The sequence below is a fragment of the Nocardiopsis sp. M1B1 genome, assembly GCF_052466615.1.
The window spans coordinates 3708075-3725369 of the sequence record NZ_CP196194.1 but is presented as its reverse complement, the minus strand read 5'-3'; the positions used below and the strand labels follow the sequence as shown (position 1 = coordinate 3725369).

The following is a 17295-nucleotide window of genomic DNA, read 5'->3' as shown; positions in this document are numbered from 1 at the left end:
CCGGCGCGGGGCGGCCGCCGTGGCGGACCCCTCCACCACGGCCGCCCCCGCGCCACGACGAGTCCTGGAGGAAACCCGTGACCGGTCTGTTCGACGGCGTCCTCGACCACGGCCCGCTGGCCTCGCTCACCGACGACACCGCCTGGCTCCAGGCCCTGCTCGACGTGGAGGCCGCCCTCGCGCGCGCCCTCGCCGACACCGGCGTCCTACCGGTGCGGCACGCCGAGGCCGTCGCCGACGCCTGCCGCGCCGACCGCTACGACCCCTCCGCGCTGGGCCGGGCCGCCGCCGACGGCGGCAACCCGGTCATCCCCCTGGTCGGGGAACTCACCGCCCGCGTGCGCGAGACCGACCCCGAGGCGGCCCGGCACGTGCACCGGGGCGCCACCAGCCAGGACGTCATGGACACCGGCGCCATGCTGCTCGCCCGCCGCGCGGGCGCCGCCCTGCTCACCGACCTGCGCGCGCTCGCCGACCACCTGCGGGAACTGGCCGGGGCCCACCGCGCCACCGCCATGCCCGGCCGCACCCTGCTCCAGCAGGCGCTGCCCACCACCTTCGGCGCGGTCGCCGCGGGCTGGGCCAACGGGCTGGCCGAGGCCGCCGACCAGCTCCAGCACGTGCTGGAACACCGCCTGGCCGTGCAGTTCGGCGGCGCCGTCGGCACCCTGGCCTCCCTCGGCGCGGACGGACCCGCCGTCACCGCGGCCCTGGCCGCCCGCCTGGACCTGGCCGAACCAGTCCTGCCCTGGCACACCGAGCGCGGCCGGATCGCCGAACTGGCCGGGGCCCTGGGGCGGACCTGCGGGGCGGTCGGCACCGCCGCCCAGGACATCGTGCTCCTCGCCCAGACCGAGGTGGGCGAACTGGTCGAGGAAGGCGGCCCCGGTGTCGGCGGCTCCTCCACCCTGCCGCACAAGCGCAACCCCGTCGCGGCCGTCAGCGCCCTGGCCAGCGCCCGGCAGGCCCCCGGACTCGTCGCCAACCTGTTCGCCGCCCAGATCCAGGAGCACCAGCGGGCCGCCGGGAGCTGGCACGCCGAGTGGCTGCCCCTCACCGACCTGCTGCGCCGCACCGGCGCCGCCGTGGCCTGGCTGCGCACCAGCGCCGCCCGGTTGAGGGTGGACGCCGCGCGCATGCGCGCCAACCTCGACGCCACCGGCGGCCTGGCCCTGTCCGAGCGCGTCACCACCGACCTGGCCCCCGAACTCGGCCGCGCGGAGGCCCACCGCCTGGTCGCCGACGCCTGCCGGGAGGCCGTGGACTCAGGCCGGGAACTGGCCGGGGTCCTCACCCGGCGCCTCGACGGTGTCCGCGGCGGCGAGCGGATCCGCGCGCTGCTCGACCCGTCCGGGTACCTGGGCTCGGCCCCGGTGTTCACCGACCGGGTCACCGGCGCCGGATCGGGTAGGACCGGCGAGGCGGCCGACACCGGCCCCGAGGACGGCACCGGCCGCACGGACCGAGCGCACGGCGGGTGACGACCGCGGGGGGACAGCGGTCCCGCGGCGGACACCGGCCGCACGGGAACCACCGACGAAGACGAAGGAGCACGAGGATTCGATGAGCGTTGACCTGCACCACACCGAGAGCGGGCCGGCCGACGCGCCGCCCCTGCTGCTCGGCGGCTCCCTGGGCACCACCACGCGGATGTGGGACCCGCAGGTCGAGGCCCTCTCGACCGTCTTCCGGGTGATCCGCTTCGACCACCGCGGACACGGTGGCTCACCCGTCCCCCAAGGGCCCTACAGCATGGCCGACCTGGGCGGCGACGTCATCGCGCTGATGGACCGGCTGGGCCTCGAACGCGCCCACTACGCGGGGCTGTCCATCGGCGGCATGGTCGGCCAGTGGCTGGCCGTCCACCACCCCGAACGCGTCGACCGCCTGGCCCTGCTGGCCACCTCCCCCCACATGGGCCCGGCCCGCAACTGGCGGGACCGCGCCGCGTTGGTGCGCGCCGAGGGCACCGGGGCCGTGGCGGACTCGGTGGTGGAGCGCTGGTTCACCCCGGCCTTCGCCGAGGACCGCCCGGCCGAGGTCGCCGTGCTGCGGGAGCAGGTCGCCGCCACCGCGCCGGAGGGGTACGCGGGCTGCTGCGAGGCCATCGGGACCCACGACGTGCGCGAGGACCTGCACCGGATCAGCGCGCCCACGCTGGTCGTCGCCGGGGCCGACGACCCCTCCACGCCGCCCGCCGGGAACGCCGAGCTGATCGCCGAACGCGTCCCCGGCGCCCGCCTGGTGGTCCTGGAGGAGGCCGCGCATCTGCTGTCCTGGCAGCGCAGCGCCGCGGTCAACACCCTGCTCACCCAGCACTTCGCGTCCGCCGACCGCCACGGAGCGGGAACTCGGGTGCGCCGCGCCGTGCTGGGCGACGAGCACGTGGACTGGGCCCGGGCGCGCACGACCGGCTTCACCGAACCGTTCCAGGACCTCATCACCCGCTACGCCTGGGGGGAGGTCTGGACCCGCCCGGGCCTGGACCGCCGCACCCGCAGCTGCATGGTGCTCACCGCCCTGGTCGCGCACGGGCACTGGGACGAGCTGGCCATGCACGTGCGCGCCGCCCTGCGCAACGGGCTGGAGCCCGACGAGATCGGCGAGGTGTTCCTCCAGGCCGCCGTCTACTGCGGGGTGCCCGCCGCGAACCGGGCCTTCGGCATCGCCCAGGAGGTCTTCGCCGAACAGGACGGGTAGTGGTGAGGAGCGCTGGTCAGGGTCGTGCGCTGACCAGCGCCCCCGCGCACCCGGCCCGGGGCGCGGGGCCCGCGGCCCGACGCCCACCGGGGTCCTCCACCCGGACACACCCGGTCGGGCACGGGCCTCGTCGCGCCTGGCCGCCGGGTCAGCGCTTGAAGGCCACGCCCGCCAGTTCCCACAGCTTGACCCTGGGGTCGGCGGGGCGGGCGACGGGGTCGGTGTCCGGGTGGCGCCAGGTGGCGCAGTCCACGGCGCGGGGCCCCCCGTCGCGCCCGTCGAGCCAGGGACTGGCCAGCTCCAGGCCGTCGAAGACCGCCGAGGCCTCCTCGGGGCTGCGCACCCGGCCCCACGGGGTGCCGAAGGACAGGATCTTGTCGGTCATCCACGCGGCGGAGGCCGGGTCGTCGGAGACGATGTGGGAGGAGATCAGGCACGACCCCGGGGCCAGGCGGTCCATGAGGGCGCGCACCATGCCGAAGGGGTCGCTGTCGTCGGGGATGCAGTGCAGCAGCGAGACCAGCATCACGCACACGGGCAGGTCGGTGTCGATGAGCCTGGTGGTCTCCGGGGAGTTCAGGATCTCGTCGGTCTCGCGGATGTCGGCCAGCAGGAACGAGGTCTGCCCGCTGTCGCTGATCAGCGCCCGGCCGTGCGCGAGCACGATGGGGTCGTGGTCGACGTAGACCACCCGGGCCCGCGGGTTGGCCTGCTGGGCCGCGTGGTGCGTGTTGTTGGCGGTGGGCAGCCCGGCCCCCAGGTCGAGGAACTGCTCCACCCCCTGGGCCGCCACGTACTCCACCGCGCGCGAGAGGTAGGCGCGGTTGTCGTTGGCGAAGGCGACCAGTTCGGGGACGCCGTCCGCGATCGCCTCACAGGCCTTGCGGTCGGCCTCGAAGTTGTCCTTTCCCCCCAGGAGGTAGTCGTACATACGTGCGATACTGGGGGTTTCCATGTCGATGTTGGGGGGGAAGTGATCGGCCATGAAGGATACCCATCCGAAGAAGTGACGAGGCGAGTTCTCTGGCCGAATGGTAACCGTGATCCCACGGCCTTGTGGAGTTTTCCACAACAAAGTTCGAAGTGCGTATTCGGTGTCCTATACGCTCACGTTCCGGTCCCTGTTCACGGTTGTCCGAAACCGGGCAGATCATCGGCCACGAGCCCGGGAGCCGCGGCCCTGACGCGCTCGCCGGAGCCCTCCGGAGGGCTCGGCCGGGCGGGAAGCGGCGGCGCGGACCAGAACGCGGCGGCCGAGCCGGGGTCCGCCGGGCCCGCCGGGGGAGTCGGTTCGGCGGCGGTATCCAATGCCGCTTCTCCGTCATTTTCCCCGATTGTCGGCTCTTCGCCCGAAAATCCTTTTGCGGCGGCCGGAGAAAACGCTTTGACCTGCGCCACGAGCGCGCGCCGCTCCCGGCCCAGCCACCGGGTCAGCACGAACGGGTCGCGGTCGGCCTCGGCACCCAGCTCCGCCACCGCCGCCACCAGGTGCGCGCACCTGGCGTCCCACCGGTCACAGGAGCAGGTCGCCACCAGCGCGTCCCACCCGCTCGGGACCAGGTCCCACCCCAGCAGCGAGAACACCCGGGCCGCCGCCACCGGCAGCTCACCGGCCAGGATCCGGGCGCGGAACACCGGCTGGGAGGCCAGCGCGGCGCACAGGCGCTCCCACTCGGCCTCGGGCGGCACCGTCCGGATCAGGCTCACCTCGTGCGCGCCCGGGCCGCGCACCCGCCCCGTGACCTCGCCCGGACGCACCGACAGCCGCTCCACCCGCGCGCTCCCGGCGGCCAGGCCCGGCTCCCCCAGAGCCCGCGCGAACAGCGGCGACCACACGCTCACTCGGCCACCGCCTCCGGGGACAGCCGCACGACCTCGCGCAGGTCCCGCACCGACAACCCGGTCAGCCACGCCTCGCCGGTGGCCACGGCGCCGTCGGCCAGCGCGCTCTTACGCTCGATCATCTCGTCCACCCGCTCCTCGACCGTGCCCACGCACACCATCTTGCGCACCTGCACGTCCCGCCGCTGGCCGATCCGGAACGCCCGGTCGGTGGCCTGGTTCTCCACCGCCGGGTTCCACCAGCGGTCCACGTGCACCACGTGGTTGGCCGCGGTCAGGTTCAGCCCCGTCCCGGCGGCCTTGAGCGAGAGCAGGAACACCGCGGGGCCCTCCATCTCCTGGAAGCGCTGCGTCATCTCCTCCCGCTCCGCCCGCGGCGTGCCCCCGTGCAGCCACAGCACCGGCACCCCCAGACGCGAACGCAGGTAGGGGGCCAGGCGCTCGCCGAAGCGCGCGTACTGGGTGAAGCACAGGGCCTTGTCGCCCTCGGCCGCGGCCGCGGCCAGGATCGCCTCCACCCGCTCCAGCTTGCCCGAGCGCCCCGACAGCGCCGAGCCGTCCCCCAGGAACTGCGCCGGGTGGTTGCAGATCTGCTTGAGCCGCGACATCGTCGCCAGCACCAGCCCCTTGCGCTCCTTCTCGGTCGCCTCGGCCAGCCGCTCGCCCATCTCGTCCACCACCGCCTTGTACAGCGAGGCCTGCTCCGGGGTGAGCGTGCACCAGGTGCGCATCTCCAGCTTCTCGGGCAGGTCGGAGATGATCGACCGGTCGGTCTTGAGGCGGCGCAGCACGAACGGCCCGGTCATGCGGCGCACCAGCGCGGTGTCGGGCCCCTCCTCGCCCTCGACCGCCCGCTCGAAGGCCGCCGCCGTGCCCAGCAGCCCCGGGTTGGCGAACTCCATCACCGACCACAGCTCGCCCAGGTTGTTCTCCACCGGGGTCCCGGTGAGCGCGATCCGCGTGGCCGCGGGCAGCGACCGCACCGCCCTGGCCTGCCGGGTGCCGTGGTTCTTGAGCGCCTGCGCCTCGTCGCACACCACCCGGTGCCAGGGCATGCCCGCCAGCTCCTCGCTGTCACGGGTGACCACGCCGTAGGTGGTGACGACCAGGTCGCACGAGCCCACCAGACGGGCCAGGGCGTTGCCCGAGGGCCGGTCCGGGCCGTGCTGGACGTGCACCCGCAGCGAGGGCGCGAACCGCTCGGCCTCGCGGCGCCAGTTGCCCACGAGCGAGACCGGGCACACCAGCAGGGTCGGCCCCGGTGCGGGTTCGCGCAGCCGCTCGTCGGTGAGCAGGGCCAGCAGTTGCACGGTCTTGCCCAGGCCCATGTCGTCGGCCAGGACCGCGCCCAGCCCCAGCTCGCCCAGGAAGCGCAGCCACGACGCGCCCCGGTCCTGGTAGGGGCGCAGCGAACCCTGGAAGCCGGACGGCGTGCCCATCGGGCGCGGCTCGGCCTTGGCGCCCCCGTCCAGCAGCGCGCCCAGCGGACCGGAGGCGACCGCGTCGGTCACCGGCAGGGGAGCGGTGCCCTCCACCCCGATGGCCGTGCGCAGCGCCTCGTCGGCGCGCATCCAGTGGCCGCCGCGCCGTTTGACCAGGTCCAGGGTGGCGCTGATCCGCTCGGGGTCCACCTCCAGCCACCGGCCGCGCACGCGCACCAGAGAACGCTTGAGGCGGGCCAGCTCGGCGAGTTCGGCCAACTCGTCCTCGCCGAGCGGTACGGACTCCTCGCCGTCGCGCCCCTGGAGCAGGGCCTCGAAGGACACGTTGACCAGCTCGGAGGGGCCCACCCCGCCGCCCCTGCGTCTGCGGGGCGCCTCCTCGACCGCCACCCGCAGGCCCAGCGCGGGCCTGCCGCGCCACTCGGGCAGGACCACCCCGAACCCGGCGCCGCTCAGCCGGGCGGCCCCCTCGGCGACGAACCGCTCGGCGTCCTCGGTGCCCATCAGCAGCCGTGCCGGGGCCAGGTCGCGCAGCGCGCGGCGCAGCGGCGGATGGTGGCGCGCGGCCCGGCGCAGGTCGGCCAGGGCGGTGGCGCCCACGTCGGCGGGCAGCCAGGCGGCGCCCTCGCCCTGCCACACCTGTTCCAGGGGCAGGCGAAGGCCGGGGTCGCTGACCGAGCGCACCCAGAACTCCAGCGCCCACGGCCCCGCCCGGTCGGGTTCGCGCAGCAGGAACAGCAGCGCCGCCCGCCCCGCGCCGCGCACCCGCGAGCGCCACTCGCGCAGGGGCCCGCGCAACCGGGCGGCGGTCCCGGTGTCGATCCCGCCCGGGTCGCCGGTGAGCGCGGCGGCCAGCCGCTGGCCGGGGGCCGCCCCGTCGTCGGAGGTCTGTTCCGGACCGGTCCGGTCCCGGCTCACCGGGCCGGTCCGTGCCTGGTGCGCGCGGCTGGGACGTGCCAGGCGGCGTGCCGCCGCGTCGGTGAGCAGTTCCAGGGGTGCGAGCACGCAGGCCCGGGCGACAGCGTCGGGCGGCTCCCCGGGAAGGTGGGCGCGGGCGGAGGGCGGCAGGGCGCCGGTGAGCGCGGCCAGGTGCTCCTCCGCCCAGTCCAGCGGTGCGGGCCGCCAGCGGGCCCGGGCGGGGTCGCCCACCAGGTCGGGCAGCACGCACCCGGAGGTGACCAGGAGTTCGGCGAAGTCGCGGACCGCGCGCAGGTGGGCCAGCGAGGGTCCGGAAGTGGTGTCGGGGACGTCGCGTGCGGGTGCGGCCAGGAGGGCCTCGGCGGAGGCGGCGTCCAGCCGCAGGGCGGGCACCCGCCAGGGGTGGAAGGCGGCCGGGGCGGTGCCGGGTGCGCCGGTGGAGGAGAAGGGGGCGGAGGTGTCCCCGGGCAGGGACAGGTCCAGGGTTCCGTGCGTGACCGCGCCCGCTTCGGACCCCGTGTCCGGCCTGTTCCCCGCGTCCGTCCTGATACCCGCGTCCGCCAGGAGCGCGCGCAGTTCGTGGGCCTCCAGGGCGAACGGGTGCGGGCGCGCCCGGCCCTGGGCGCGCTCTGCCGGGGGTGGGGCGGAGGCGGCAGTCTCGTCCGGAGGCGGGGTGGAGGAAGCGGACTCGGCCCACACCGCCAGCGCGTCCCCGGTCCACACGCCGTGCAGAACCCGCACCGCACCTCCCGCGTCCTCGCCGATCATCGGCCCCAGTATGGCCGGGGAGGACGACAGACCGTGACGCGAGCTGTGGAGGAACACACCTCGCCCGGTGCCGGGTCCCTTGCCTGGGAACCCGTGGAGCTGCCATGGGCACGGCCATGGCGCTGTCATGGGCGTTGCTGTGGGCTCTGCTGTGGGCTCTGCTGTGGGAAGGCGGTCAACGGTCGGGGTTCGGGGATGGTCGCTCGCTCCGGCGGTGGCGCCAGCTGCCGCGAAGTGGCGTAGGCCACGGGCAACGCTGGCCGAAGCCGGGTGGCTGAGCTCTGCTGCGTTGGCACCAAAGGCGAGCGGGCCCTCCGGCCTTGGGCAACGCCGCTGGCCCCCATGGCGAAGGCGGGCAACGGTGGCAGCGACAACGACGGCACAGGCCCGGGCCGCCTGTCGGGCGCGGGCATACCGGGGACCGGCCCGGCCGAGGTCACTCCCGGGGCGGCGGAACCGCAACCCTGTCGGGCGGATGATCTCGTCCCCGTCCCTGCTGTTGGTGTGTGCGGAGTTCGCGTTGGTACTTGGCCCGGTTATGCGGCCCGCACAGCGGTTGCAGGTTCGCGACCACCGTGCGCCCGCCTCGGGAGAAGGAGGTGACGTGGTCGGCTTGACAGAACGCCACCGGCACTTCGCATCCGCCCGGGTGGGCGCAGGTGGTGTGTCCGTGGAAGGCGGCGGTGCGCTGGCGGGCTGAGGCCAGGCGGCGGCTGTGGCTCACGTCCAGGACCTGTCCGGTGGGTGGGGCGGTGAGCATCCGCACGACCTCAGAGTCGGCGGCAAGTTCGTGCACCACACCGGCCGGAATGACCCGGCCGTTCTCGTCCAGCGCCGGAACCTCCTGACCCTGGGCGTTCAGGTAGGTCTGCACCGGTACGACGATGCGGATCTGCGCCAGCGGGGCGGGTACGTTGGTGCATCCGGTGTGGGTGGTGGCAAAACGCAGCGCCGCGATGAGCGCGTCGTGCTCACGCTGGGCCCGGGTCCGGGTGTCGTCTTCTCCGGGTGAGGTGGTGAAGGTGTCGATGGCCGCGCGCACGACCAACGCATCCCCGGACCCGCCCCAGGCCTGGAGCTGGTAGCTGCCCTGGAAGGTCTCGTGCAGGCTCAAACCACGGGCGGCGTGAGCCGCCTCATGGTCGCGGTCCAGGCGGTGGGGGCCCAAACGATGCGCGACCTGGCGGGCCACCGCCTGGAGCTGGTTGACCGACAACGCAGGCCGCTCCTGCTTGGCGGCCACCAACGCCGACTCAAAGCCGCCCCGATACTCCTGTTCCTCAGGGAAATGCTGGGCGTCGCGGGTCTGGACGGCTTTGTCGGTGACCTTGGCGATCACCACCGCCTCACCCAAGGCCACTGTGCCCTTCTCCACCGCTTCCACCGTGGCGGGCAGGGTCTCCTCGTGCACGTTCTGGGCCAGCCGCGCCAAATCTTTGGCCTGAGCGGTGGGCAGTTTGCCGTGGTGCACCAACCACTTGTCCAACGTGGAGTAGCCGCTGTAGCGGGCCACCGCACCGCGCGCGTACAAACGCGCCATCCTCGCCAGAGCCTGGTACCGGATCTGGTCCAGCTGGGCCCACAGCGCCGCGACCTCCTCAGCCGCGCTCTCGTCCGCCCCGGGCGGCACTTCGACATTTAGCGCCTGGTCGATGATTTCGCGCGCACCGGCCAGCGCGGCCACGGCCGGGGAACATTCCCCGGGGGCCGCCTTGGGTGCTGCGATCATCATCTCCATACTTCTTATTATAGGCGAGCGTCCGCCTTTTCTCCACTATTCACAGCGCGAATGTGGCGCCTTTCTTTCTGAAGGCTGCCCCTCCTTTGTGGCCCACAGTTAGGGCGAACTGGAAAGGTGTCCGAAAAGGCGCGCCCAGAATTACCTCTTGTCGTTGGCGCGATCGTCGCCCGCGCTGACCACGGGAGTCGGAAGCGTTGCTCGAGGCCGGAGGGCCTGCTTGCCGTTGGTGCCGACGCAGCAGAGCCGAGCCGCCCCCACACCCCGGGCGTTGGTCGCCCTCCGGTGGTTGCTCCTGCCTTTGGTGCCGCTTTTCGTCGGGGGCCCACACCCCCACCCGGCGCCCACCGCTTTCCGCCGTCCGCACCCTTTCGCGGCAGCTGGCGCGCTTTCGTTGCCGCCAACAACCTCCAACAGGAATGGCGTAGGGAGGGGCCCTGTGGACGGCCCCTCCCTACCCCTCAATCCATTATCCTTATTGAGCGCCGAGCGTTTCAGGGCATGCCGAAGCCTGCATGGGTGGGATCCCCCCTATTTCCAGCAAACCATCACCACACCACCCACGACCAGCCCCAACTCCCGCCTGTGGAAAACGTAGCTGCCCGCAGGAAACAACGCCCACGACCCCTCAGCACCTATGACCACCGACTCAGAACACGTTCGCCCGTCAGCGGCCCTGCGGCCCTACCGCCCCGCACTCCCGCAGTCCAGCACTCCAGCGGCCCAACGATCTACAGGTTGCGCGGCACCTCGTTGCCCACCGCCAGGATCCCCTCGCGCATGCGCGTGCGCCACAGCAGCAGACCGCCGATGACGAAGAACACGATCAGGGACAGGATCGCCATCCGGTAGCCGCCGGTGAGCGAGACGGCCACGGTCACGGTCAGCGACCCCAGGAAGCTCGATCCCTTGTCCGAGATCTGGTACAGGCTGAAGTACTCCGCCTCGCGCCCACGGGGGATGAGCTGGGAGTACAGCGACCGGGCCAGCGACTGGGTGCCGCCCAGCACCAGGCCGATGCCCACTCCCATGGCCACGAACAGCGGCACGTTCCCGACCGGGAGGAAGTAGGCCGCCGCCACGAGCGAGCTCCACACCGCGAGCGTGGCCAGCACGGTGTTCTTGCTGCCCAGCACCCGGGCGACCCGTCCGGTCAGGAAGGCGCCCCCGAAGGCCACGAACTGGATGATGAGGATGGTGACGATCAGGACGTTCTGGTCCAGCCCCAGGTCCTGGGTGGCGAAGGGCGCCGCGTAGCGGATGGCCGCCTGCACACCGTCGTTGAACAGGATGAACGCCAGGAGAAAGAGAATCGTGTTCGGGTACTTGCGCATGTCCTTGAGCGTGTGCCCGAACTGGCGCAGCGACCGTCCCACCTTCGGGCGGCCCTGGGCGCGCGCCGCCAGGGCGCCGTAGCGGTCCCGCAGCGGCCGCAGCGCCAGGACGGTGAACCCCGCCCACCACAGGCCGCAGGAGGCGAAGGCGATGCGCGCGGCGTCGTCCGTGTCCAGGCCCAGTGACGGAGCGCCGACCACCAAACCCAGGTGGACGGCCAGCAGCAGCGCCCCGCCCAGGTAGCCGATGCCCCAGCCGGTGACCGACACCCGGTCGCGTTCCTCGGCCGTGGCCACCTCGGGCAGGAACGCGTTGTAGACCACGCCCGCCAGCCCGTACAGCAGGTTGGCCAGCACGAACAGCACCGAGGCCACCAGGTAGCCGTCGGTGGCGAAGTACAGTCCCAGCGTGCACGCCGACCCGCTGACGGCGAGCCAGAGCAGCCACCGCTTCTTGTGCCGCGAGTGGTCGACCATCGACCCCACGATCGGCAGGCACAGGATCTGGAGCAGGATCGCCACGGTGGTCAGCGCCGGGTAGAGCGCGTTGGGGTGCAGCGAGAGGAAGTCCAGGCCCAGCGGGCTGACCGACAGCGCGGGGTCCAGGCAGGACGCGGCGTCCGGGGCTCCGGCCGACACGCACGCCAGGTTGCTCAGGTACGGGCCGATGAGCACGGTCACCACCGAAGTGGTGAACACCGAGTTGGCCCAGTCGTAGAGGTACCAGCCGCGCTGTTCGCGCCTGCGCTGCGCGGGGTCGGCCGAGGGGGCGCCGGTGGCGTCCGTCTCCGGTGGTGTGCTGGCCATGGGGCTATCCGTTCCGCTGGGGGGAGTCGGTGGGAGAGTTGTCGGAGGTGGCGGTGGGGGAGTCGCCGGAGGTACCGGTGGAGCCGCCGGTGGAGTTCTCGGTGAAGGCGGAGGGTGCGTGGCCGGGCCACTGGCCCCGCCGCACGAGGAGTTCCCGGAGGGCGCTCGTGTTGTCGGTGACGATGCCGTCCACCCCCGCGTCGAGCAGGCGCTCCATCGTCCCGGGCTCGTTGATGGTCCACACGTGCACCTGCATGCCCAGGCGGTGCGCGGTGGCGATCAGGTCCCGGCTGAGCAGGGGGAGGGAGCCGTGGCGCAGGGGGATCTGCGCGCAGACGGGGACCCGGCTGGCCAGGGAGCGCAGCAGCGGGGACAGGGAGGCCGCCCGCAGCCGGACCACGTCCAGGGGGCCGCAGGAGGTGGCCACGGGCCGGTCGAACAGCCGCCGGGCCCGGTCCAGTCGGCGCTGGTCGAAGGAGCCCACGCACACCCGGTCCCAGGCGTTGGTGCGGCGCAGCGCCTCACACAGCGGCGCGACGGCGGCGTCGGCCTTGACGTCGATGTTGAACCGCACCTCCGGCCAGGTCCCCAGCAGGTCCTCCAGCACCGGGACCGGCTCGCGTCCGGCCACCCGGGCGCGGGCCACCTCGCGGTGCGGCAGGTCGCCGATCGCGCCGCTCATGTCGGTGGCGCGGTCCAGGGTGGGGTCGTGGAAGGCCATGAGGACGCCGTCGCCGGTGGCGTGCACGTCCGTCTCCAGGTACGTGTAGCCGAGGTCGACGGCGTACTGGAAGGCCGCGGCCGTGTTCTCCAGTTCGGTGCGGCGCACGCCCTGGTCGTCGAGGAGCCACCCGCCGCGGTGGGCGAGGGCCACGGGTACGGGGGAGGAGAGGTAGGCGGAAGTCACGCATGCAGTATGCCGGTTTCGGGCGGCTGTGCGCCCTGGGCCCGGGGGCGGCGGAACATTCCCGAAACCTGGAATGCCAGCTGGCACGGGGACGGCGGCGCCGCCTCTGTGCAGGGTGAAGGCGGAACGTCATCCTCCCGGAAGGGACCTGTTCATGTCGTACACCCCTCACCGCCACCCCTGCCCCCGGCCCCTGTGCGCCCACGGCGCCCCCGAGTACCACCGGCCGGTCCGCACCCCCGCGCGCACGCCCCTGCCGCCGCGCCACGCCCCCGTGCGCCGGTGCGGGACCCCGCTCCTGGCGGGTCACCGCACCCCCGGCCCCGTCCACCTGCTGGCCCAGCGCGTGGCCGAGGTCCTGGTCGGCCGCCGCACCCCCGAGGCGCTGCGCGACCAGGTGACCGTCCCGGTCCGCGAGGAGCTGCGCCGCCTGCGGGGCACGGTCTCCTGCGAGCTGGCGCCGCGGCTGACACAGGTCTACCACCAGCCCGTGGACGCCGACGGTGTGGAGGCCAACGCCGTGATCCGCTGCGACCGCCGATCCCGGGTGTTCGCCTTCCGCGCCCAGCGCCGGGGGGACGGCCGGTGGGTGTGCACCCGGCTGGAGACCGACGGCGCCGTGCGAGGCCGGGGCGGGATGCCCGTCGAGCCGACCGGGTGAGACCACCGCGCCGGGCCGCAGGCGGGCCTCCTCCGCTCGCCCGGGCCCGGCGCGGACGCGGGCTCCGCTGGACGGAAAGCACCTGGATTTCCGGTGAGGAGCCTGGATAAGGTCCCCGTGGGGTGTTCTCCGGACCGGAGCGCTGACCCCGTCTTCGAACGGCGGCGCCCGTGACGCGGCCCGACCGTTCCCGGCACGCGGTGGTCCCGAACGACGGGCCCACCGCCAAGCGAAAAGGAGGGGGCGGTCACGGCGCTCCCCGCGCCGGGACGGCCATCCGTTGTATGAAACCTGCTGACATCGCCCACCTGCACAGCATCGGCGCGCCCACCCTGTCCCCCGACGGCCGCCGCGCGGTCTTCGCCGTGACCCGGCCGGACCTGGAGGAGGACGCCTACCTCGGCTCCCTGTGGTCCGTGCCCACCGACGGCTCCGCGCCGCCCGCCCGGCTCACCCGGGGCGTCAGGGACAACGGCCCGGTGTTCTCCCCCGACGGGCGGTGGATCGCCTTCCTGCGCCCCGACGAGGACAAGCGTCCGCAGATCCACGTCCTGCCCGCCGACGGCGGTGAGCCCTGGAAGATCACCTCCCACCCGCTGGGCGCGGGCGCCCCCCGCTGGAGCCCGGACTCCACCCGGATCGCCTACACCGCGCGCGTCCCCGAGGCCGACCGCTACGTGGACCGCGAGCCGGGCAAGGAGCCGCCCCGGCGCATCACGCAGCTCAAGTACCGGCTGGACGACCTCGGGTTCGCCAACGACCGGCGCACGCACGTGTTCGTCTCCGCGCCCCTGGACCCCTCGGGCGAGGCGGGGGAGCCGGTCCGGGTGACCCGTGGCGACTTCGAGCACCGGTCCGTGACCTGGAGACCCGACGGCGCCGAACTGGTCTTCGCCGCCGCGCGCCATGCCACCCGCGACACCGACTTGGTGGAGGACCTGTGGGCGTGCGCGCCGGAGGAGGGCGCCGAGCCGCGCCGGGTGACCGCCGGGAACCTGGACGCCACGCGGAGCGACTTCTCCGGGGACGGCGCCACCGTCTACTTCCTCGGTGACGAGCTCGGTCCCGACCTCGACGACTTCGTGGGCCAGACCAGCGCCCTGTGGTCGGTGCCCGCCGACGCCTCGGCGGCGCCCGTCCGGTTGACCCCCGCCCAGAACCCGCGGATGGCCGGGGGGCCCAAGGTCACTGAGCGCGGTCTGCTCGGCCTGGCGGAGAATCGGGGCGCGGTGGATTTGGTCCTGGTTCCCTTCGGGGGCGGCGAGCCCGAGACGGTCGTCGGCGGCCCGGTGCAGGTCCAGTCCTTCGACAGCGCGGGCGGCGTCACCGTCGCGGTGGTCGCCGACGGCCGCAGCAGCGGCGAACTGGTCGTGGTCGGTGACGGGGGCACGCGGGCGCTCACGGAGTTCGCCGGCGCCCTGGACCCCCTGCCGATGAGGGAGCTGACGGCCCACACCGCCGACGGCTACCCCGTGCACGGGTGGGTCACCGTGCCCGAGGGCGAGGGCCCGCACCCGGTGGTGCTGATGATCCACGGCGGCCCCTTCGCCCAGTACGGCCACCAGCTCTTCGACGAGACGCAGGTCTACGCCGCGGCCGGGTACGCCGTGGTGATGTGCAACCCGCGCGGTTCCTCGGGCTACGGGCACGAGCACGGCCGGGCCGTCATCGGCTCGGTGGGCGCGACCACCGCCACCGACGTGCTGGCCTTCCTGGACGCGGCGCTGGAGGACGAGCGGCTGGACTCCTCGCGGGTGGGCGTCATGGGCGGGTCCCACGGCGGGTTCATGACCACCTGGATCGCCGCCCACCACGGGGAGCGGTTCCGGGCGGCGATCAGCGAGCGCGCGGTCAACGCCATCGAGAGCTTCCACGGCTCCTCCGACATCGGCTCGTTCTTCCCCGGGCCGCTGTACGGGCCGCCGCAGACCTGGGCCAAGGAGAGTCCGCTCACCTACGCCGACCGGATCGACGTCCCGTTCCTGATCGTCCACTCCGAGGAGGACTGGCGCTGCCCGGTGGAGCAGGCGCAGCGCCTGTTCGTGGCGTTGAAGCTGCGCGGCCAGGAGGTGGAGATGCTGCTCTTCCCCGCTGAGGGGCACGAGCTGTCGCGCTCGGGCCTGCCCAGCCACCGTGTCGCCCGCTTCGAGGCGGTCCTGGACTGGTGGCAGCGACACCTGTGACATGTGCCGGGGCGGGGCCCGTCCCCGCCCCCTTCCGGTGGTTCGCGTGATACACGCCACTTTTTCGACGGGCTTTACCCTGTTTTGGGGTGACTCCAGGGGGGAGAACTAGTCCCCGTCATGCCCGCTCGCGCGGGCTTTTCGGCCCTCTTGTTATGGAACCGCTGGTCAGAGGGTTGCCCAAGGGAAGGTAACGAAAGGGTCGCGACCGGTCCCGCTGGTGAATTAGTGTTCCCTCAGGTCGGAACGCCCCCGTTAGTCACCACAAGGGTGACGGCGTCCGGTTTCCGTCGCACTCTCGCTCACGAGCAGTCCTTTCCCATGAGCAGAGGCCACCGCAGAACTCCGGCACACCTCCCTCGGCCCCCTTGAGCGCCGCCCGCCGGGATCCCCCTCACCGCATTCCCACGCGCCCTCACCCGGGCGCGTCCTCGGGATGCCCTGCGCTGGTAGGCGGGTGTGGGAGAAAGGCAGTCGGTCCCTTGACTCGCAACCCCGAGCCCGGAAGGCGCAGCAGGCGCCGTGTCGCGACGGTCGGCTGCGCCACCCTGGGCGCCGTCGTCCTGTCCTCGGGCGTGGCCTTCGCCGAGCCCACCGCCGAGGAGGCCCGCGAACGCTACGAGCAGCTCCAGGAGGAGCTCTCGACCCTGAACGAGGCCTACAACCAGGCCGAGGAGGACCACGCGGCGGCCGAGGCCGAGCTGGAGGAGGTCGAGGAGCAGCTCGCCAGGGCCCAGGAGGAACTGGAGGCCATGTCCGGCACGGTCGCCGGGATCGCCCAGACCGCCTACACCGGGTCCACGCACAGCCTCTTCACGGTCCTGTTCCGCGGCGACCCGGACGGGTCGCTGCAGAACATCGCCGACCTGAACTTCCTGTCCATGGGTCAGGACGCCGTCCTGGACGACTACGTCGCCCAGGTGGAGCGCGCCGAGGGCCTGCGCGACCAGGCCGCCGAGTCGGAGGCCGACGCCTCCGCCGCGCTCTCCGAGGCCGAGACGGCCAAGGAGGATGGCGAGGCCGCCCTGGACGAGCAGTCCGAGGTCCTGGAGAGCCTGGACGGGCAGGACCCGACCGTCTCCGAGGCCTCCACGGGCGGCGGCGAGGCCGTCGCGGCCTCCGGCGACGTCCAGGCCGTCCTGGACTTCGCCCGCGCCCAGATCGGCAAGCCCTACGTCTGGGGCGGTACCGGCCCCGACGGCTACGACTGCTCGGGCCTGGTCCAGGCCGCGTGGGCCCAGGCGGGGGTCAACCTGCCCCGCACGACCTACGACCAGGTCAACGCCGGCACCCGGGTCTCGCGCGACGAGGTCCAGCCCGGGGACCTGCTGTTCTTCTACAGCGAGTCGTCTCCCAGCCACGTGGGGATCTACTCCGGCAACGGCAACATGATCCACGGCTCCAACCCGTCCAAGCCGCTGGAGGAGGTCTCCCTGGCCGCCTACTGGGACAGCGTCTTCACCGTCGCCGTCCGCGTCGGCTAGCTGACCGACCGGAACCGTCGCCCGTGTGACGCGAGGGCTGCGGCCCGCGACGGCCTTGTGCTCACGGCCGGTGCCGACGCACCGGACGCGCCGTGGGCACAAGGCCGCGCCGGAGGGGACCGAACAGCGCGCCCTTCCCGGAAGCGGGCAGGGGACGCGGGTTCCGGCCGGCGGTGCGCTCCGCGTATTCTTCCGCCCATGGGACGTCTCGTGTTCAGGGTCGCGGCCGCGGTCGCGGTCGTCATCGCCTTCTTCTGGATCCTGTCCGTGGTGGTCGGCCTCCTGATCTGGCTCCTGATGGCCGCCCTGCTCGTGGGCGTGGTCTGCCTCGGCGTCCGGATGCTCAGGGCGCAGGGCGGCCAGGACCGCTGACCGCGCACCCGCTGTCGGGGGCGCGCCGCCGGAACCCGTGCGGCGCGCCCCCGTCCGTGTGCCCGGTCCGTTCGCCGCGGACCCGTTTCCTGACACATGGGCGAAGGCCTCCGCGGTGGAGCCGAGTGAGGGTATGGTT

Annotated in this window: 12 protein-coding genes; 6 read left to right on the top strand and 6 right to left on the bottom strand. The window is 73.4% G+C overall.

Features of this window, described 5'->3' with window-relative positions:
* The first annotated feature begins 77 nt into the window (after positions 1-77).
* Entirely contained in the window at positions 78-1481 is a 1404-nt protein-coding gene (gene pcaB, locus ACSTA4_RS16190) for a 3-carboxy-cis,cis-muconate cycloisomerase (protein WP_444959989.1), read from the top strand.
* An 82-nt stretch (positions 1482-1563) separates the two neighbouring features.
* Positions 1564-2700, top strand: a complete 1137-nt coding sequence (gene pcaDC / locus ACSTA4_RS16185; protein WP_444959988.1) for a bifunctional 3-oxoadipate enol-lactonase/4-carboxymuconolactone decarboxylase PcaDC — start codon at positions 1564-1566, stop codon at positions 2698-2700.
* 148 nt (positions 2701-2848) lie between these two features.
* Here pcaDC and ACSTA4_RS16180 read toward each other — a convergent pair whose 3' ends face one another.
* The 6 genes from ACSTA4_RS16180 to ACSTA4_RS16155 form a co-directional block, all read right to left on the bottom strand.
* Positions 2849-3685: an SAM-dependent methyltransferase gene (locus tag ACSTA4_RS16180; protein ID WP_444959987.1), complete on the bottom strand. Its 837-nt coding sequence runs from the start codon at positions 3683-3685 to the stop codon at positions 2849-2851.
* 140 nt (positions 3686-3825) lie between these two features.
* Positions 3826-4542 carry an SWIM zinc finger family protein gene (locus ACSTA4_RS16175; RefSeq protein WP_444959986.1) on the bottom strand — a complete coding sequence of 239 codons (717 nt, stop codon included), beginning with the start codon at positions 4540-4542 and terminating at the stop codon, positions 3826-3828.
* Positions 4539-7643, bottom strand: coding sequence for an SNF2-related protein (locus tag ACSTA4_RS16170; protein WP_444964195.1), 3105 nt, complete (start codon positions 7641-7643; stop codon positions 4539-4541). The genes ACSTA4_RS16175 and ACSTA4_RS16170 overlap by 4 nt, the downstream gene beginning before the upstream one ends.
* Positions 7644-8106: 463 nt before the next feature.
* The gene (locus tag ACSTA4_RS16165) at positions 8107-9399 is read right to left on the bottom strand and encodes a DUF222 domain-containing protein (RefSeq protein ID WP_444964194.1); all 1293 of its coding nucleotides are present in this window, start codon (positions 9397-9399) and stop codon (positions 8107-8109) included.
* Between the two features lie 740 nt (positions 9400-10139).
* A complete protein-coding gene (locus ACSTA4_RS16160) occupies positions 10140-11549 on the bottom strand; it encodes an MFS transporter (protein WP_444959985.1) in 1410 nt (469 codons plus the stop codon).
* Between the two features lie 4 nt (positions 11550-11553).
* On the bottom strand, positions 11554-12456 hold the full coding sequence (locus tag ACSTA4_RS16155; RefSeq protein WP_444959984.1) for a glycerophosphodiester phosphodiesterase: 903 nt from the start codon (positions 12454-12456) through the stop codon (positions 11554-11556).
* A gap of 154 nt (positions 12457-12610) precedes the next feature.
* Between ACSTA4_RS16155 and ACSTA4_RS16150 the strand changes: the two genes are divergently transcribed.
* From ACSTA4_RS16150 to ACSTA4_RS16135, 4 genes are all read left to right on the top strand, one after another.
* Positions 12611-13117: an Rv3235 family protein gene (locus ACSTA4_RS16150; RefSeq protein ID WP_444959983.1), complete on the top strand. Its 507-nt coding sequence runs from the start codon at positions 12611-12613 to the stop codon at positions 13115-13117.
* 284 nt (positions 13118-13401) lie between these two features.
* Positions 13402-15300, top strand: coding sequence for a S9 family peptidase (locus ACSTA4_RS16145; RefSeq protein ID WP_444959982.1), 1899 nt, complete (start codon positions 13402-13404; stop codon positions 15298-15300).
* A 482-nt stretch (positions 15301-15782) separates the two neighbouring features.
* Positions 15783-16784: an NlpC/P60 family protein gene (locus tag ACSTA4_RS16140; protein ID WP_444959981.1), complete on the top strand. Its 1002-nt coding sequence runs from the start codon at positions 15783-15785 to the stop codon at positions 16782-16784.
* A gap of 198 nt (positions 16785-16982) precedes the next feature.
* Complete coding sequence (locus ACSTA4_RS16135) at positions 16983-17156, top strand: hypothetical protein (protein WP_274973336.1); 174 nt, start codon at positions 16983-16985, stop codon at positions 17154-17156.
* Positions 17157-17295 lie beyond the last annotated feature (139 nt).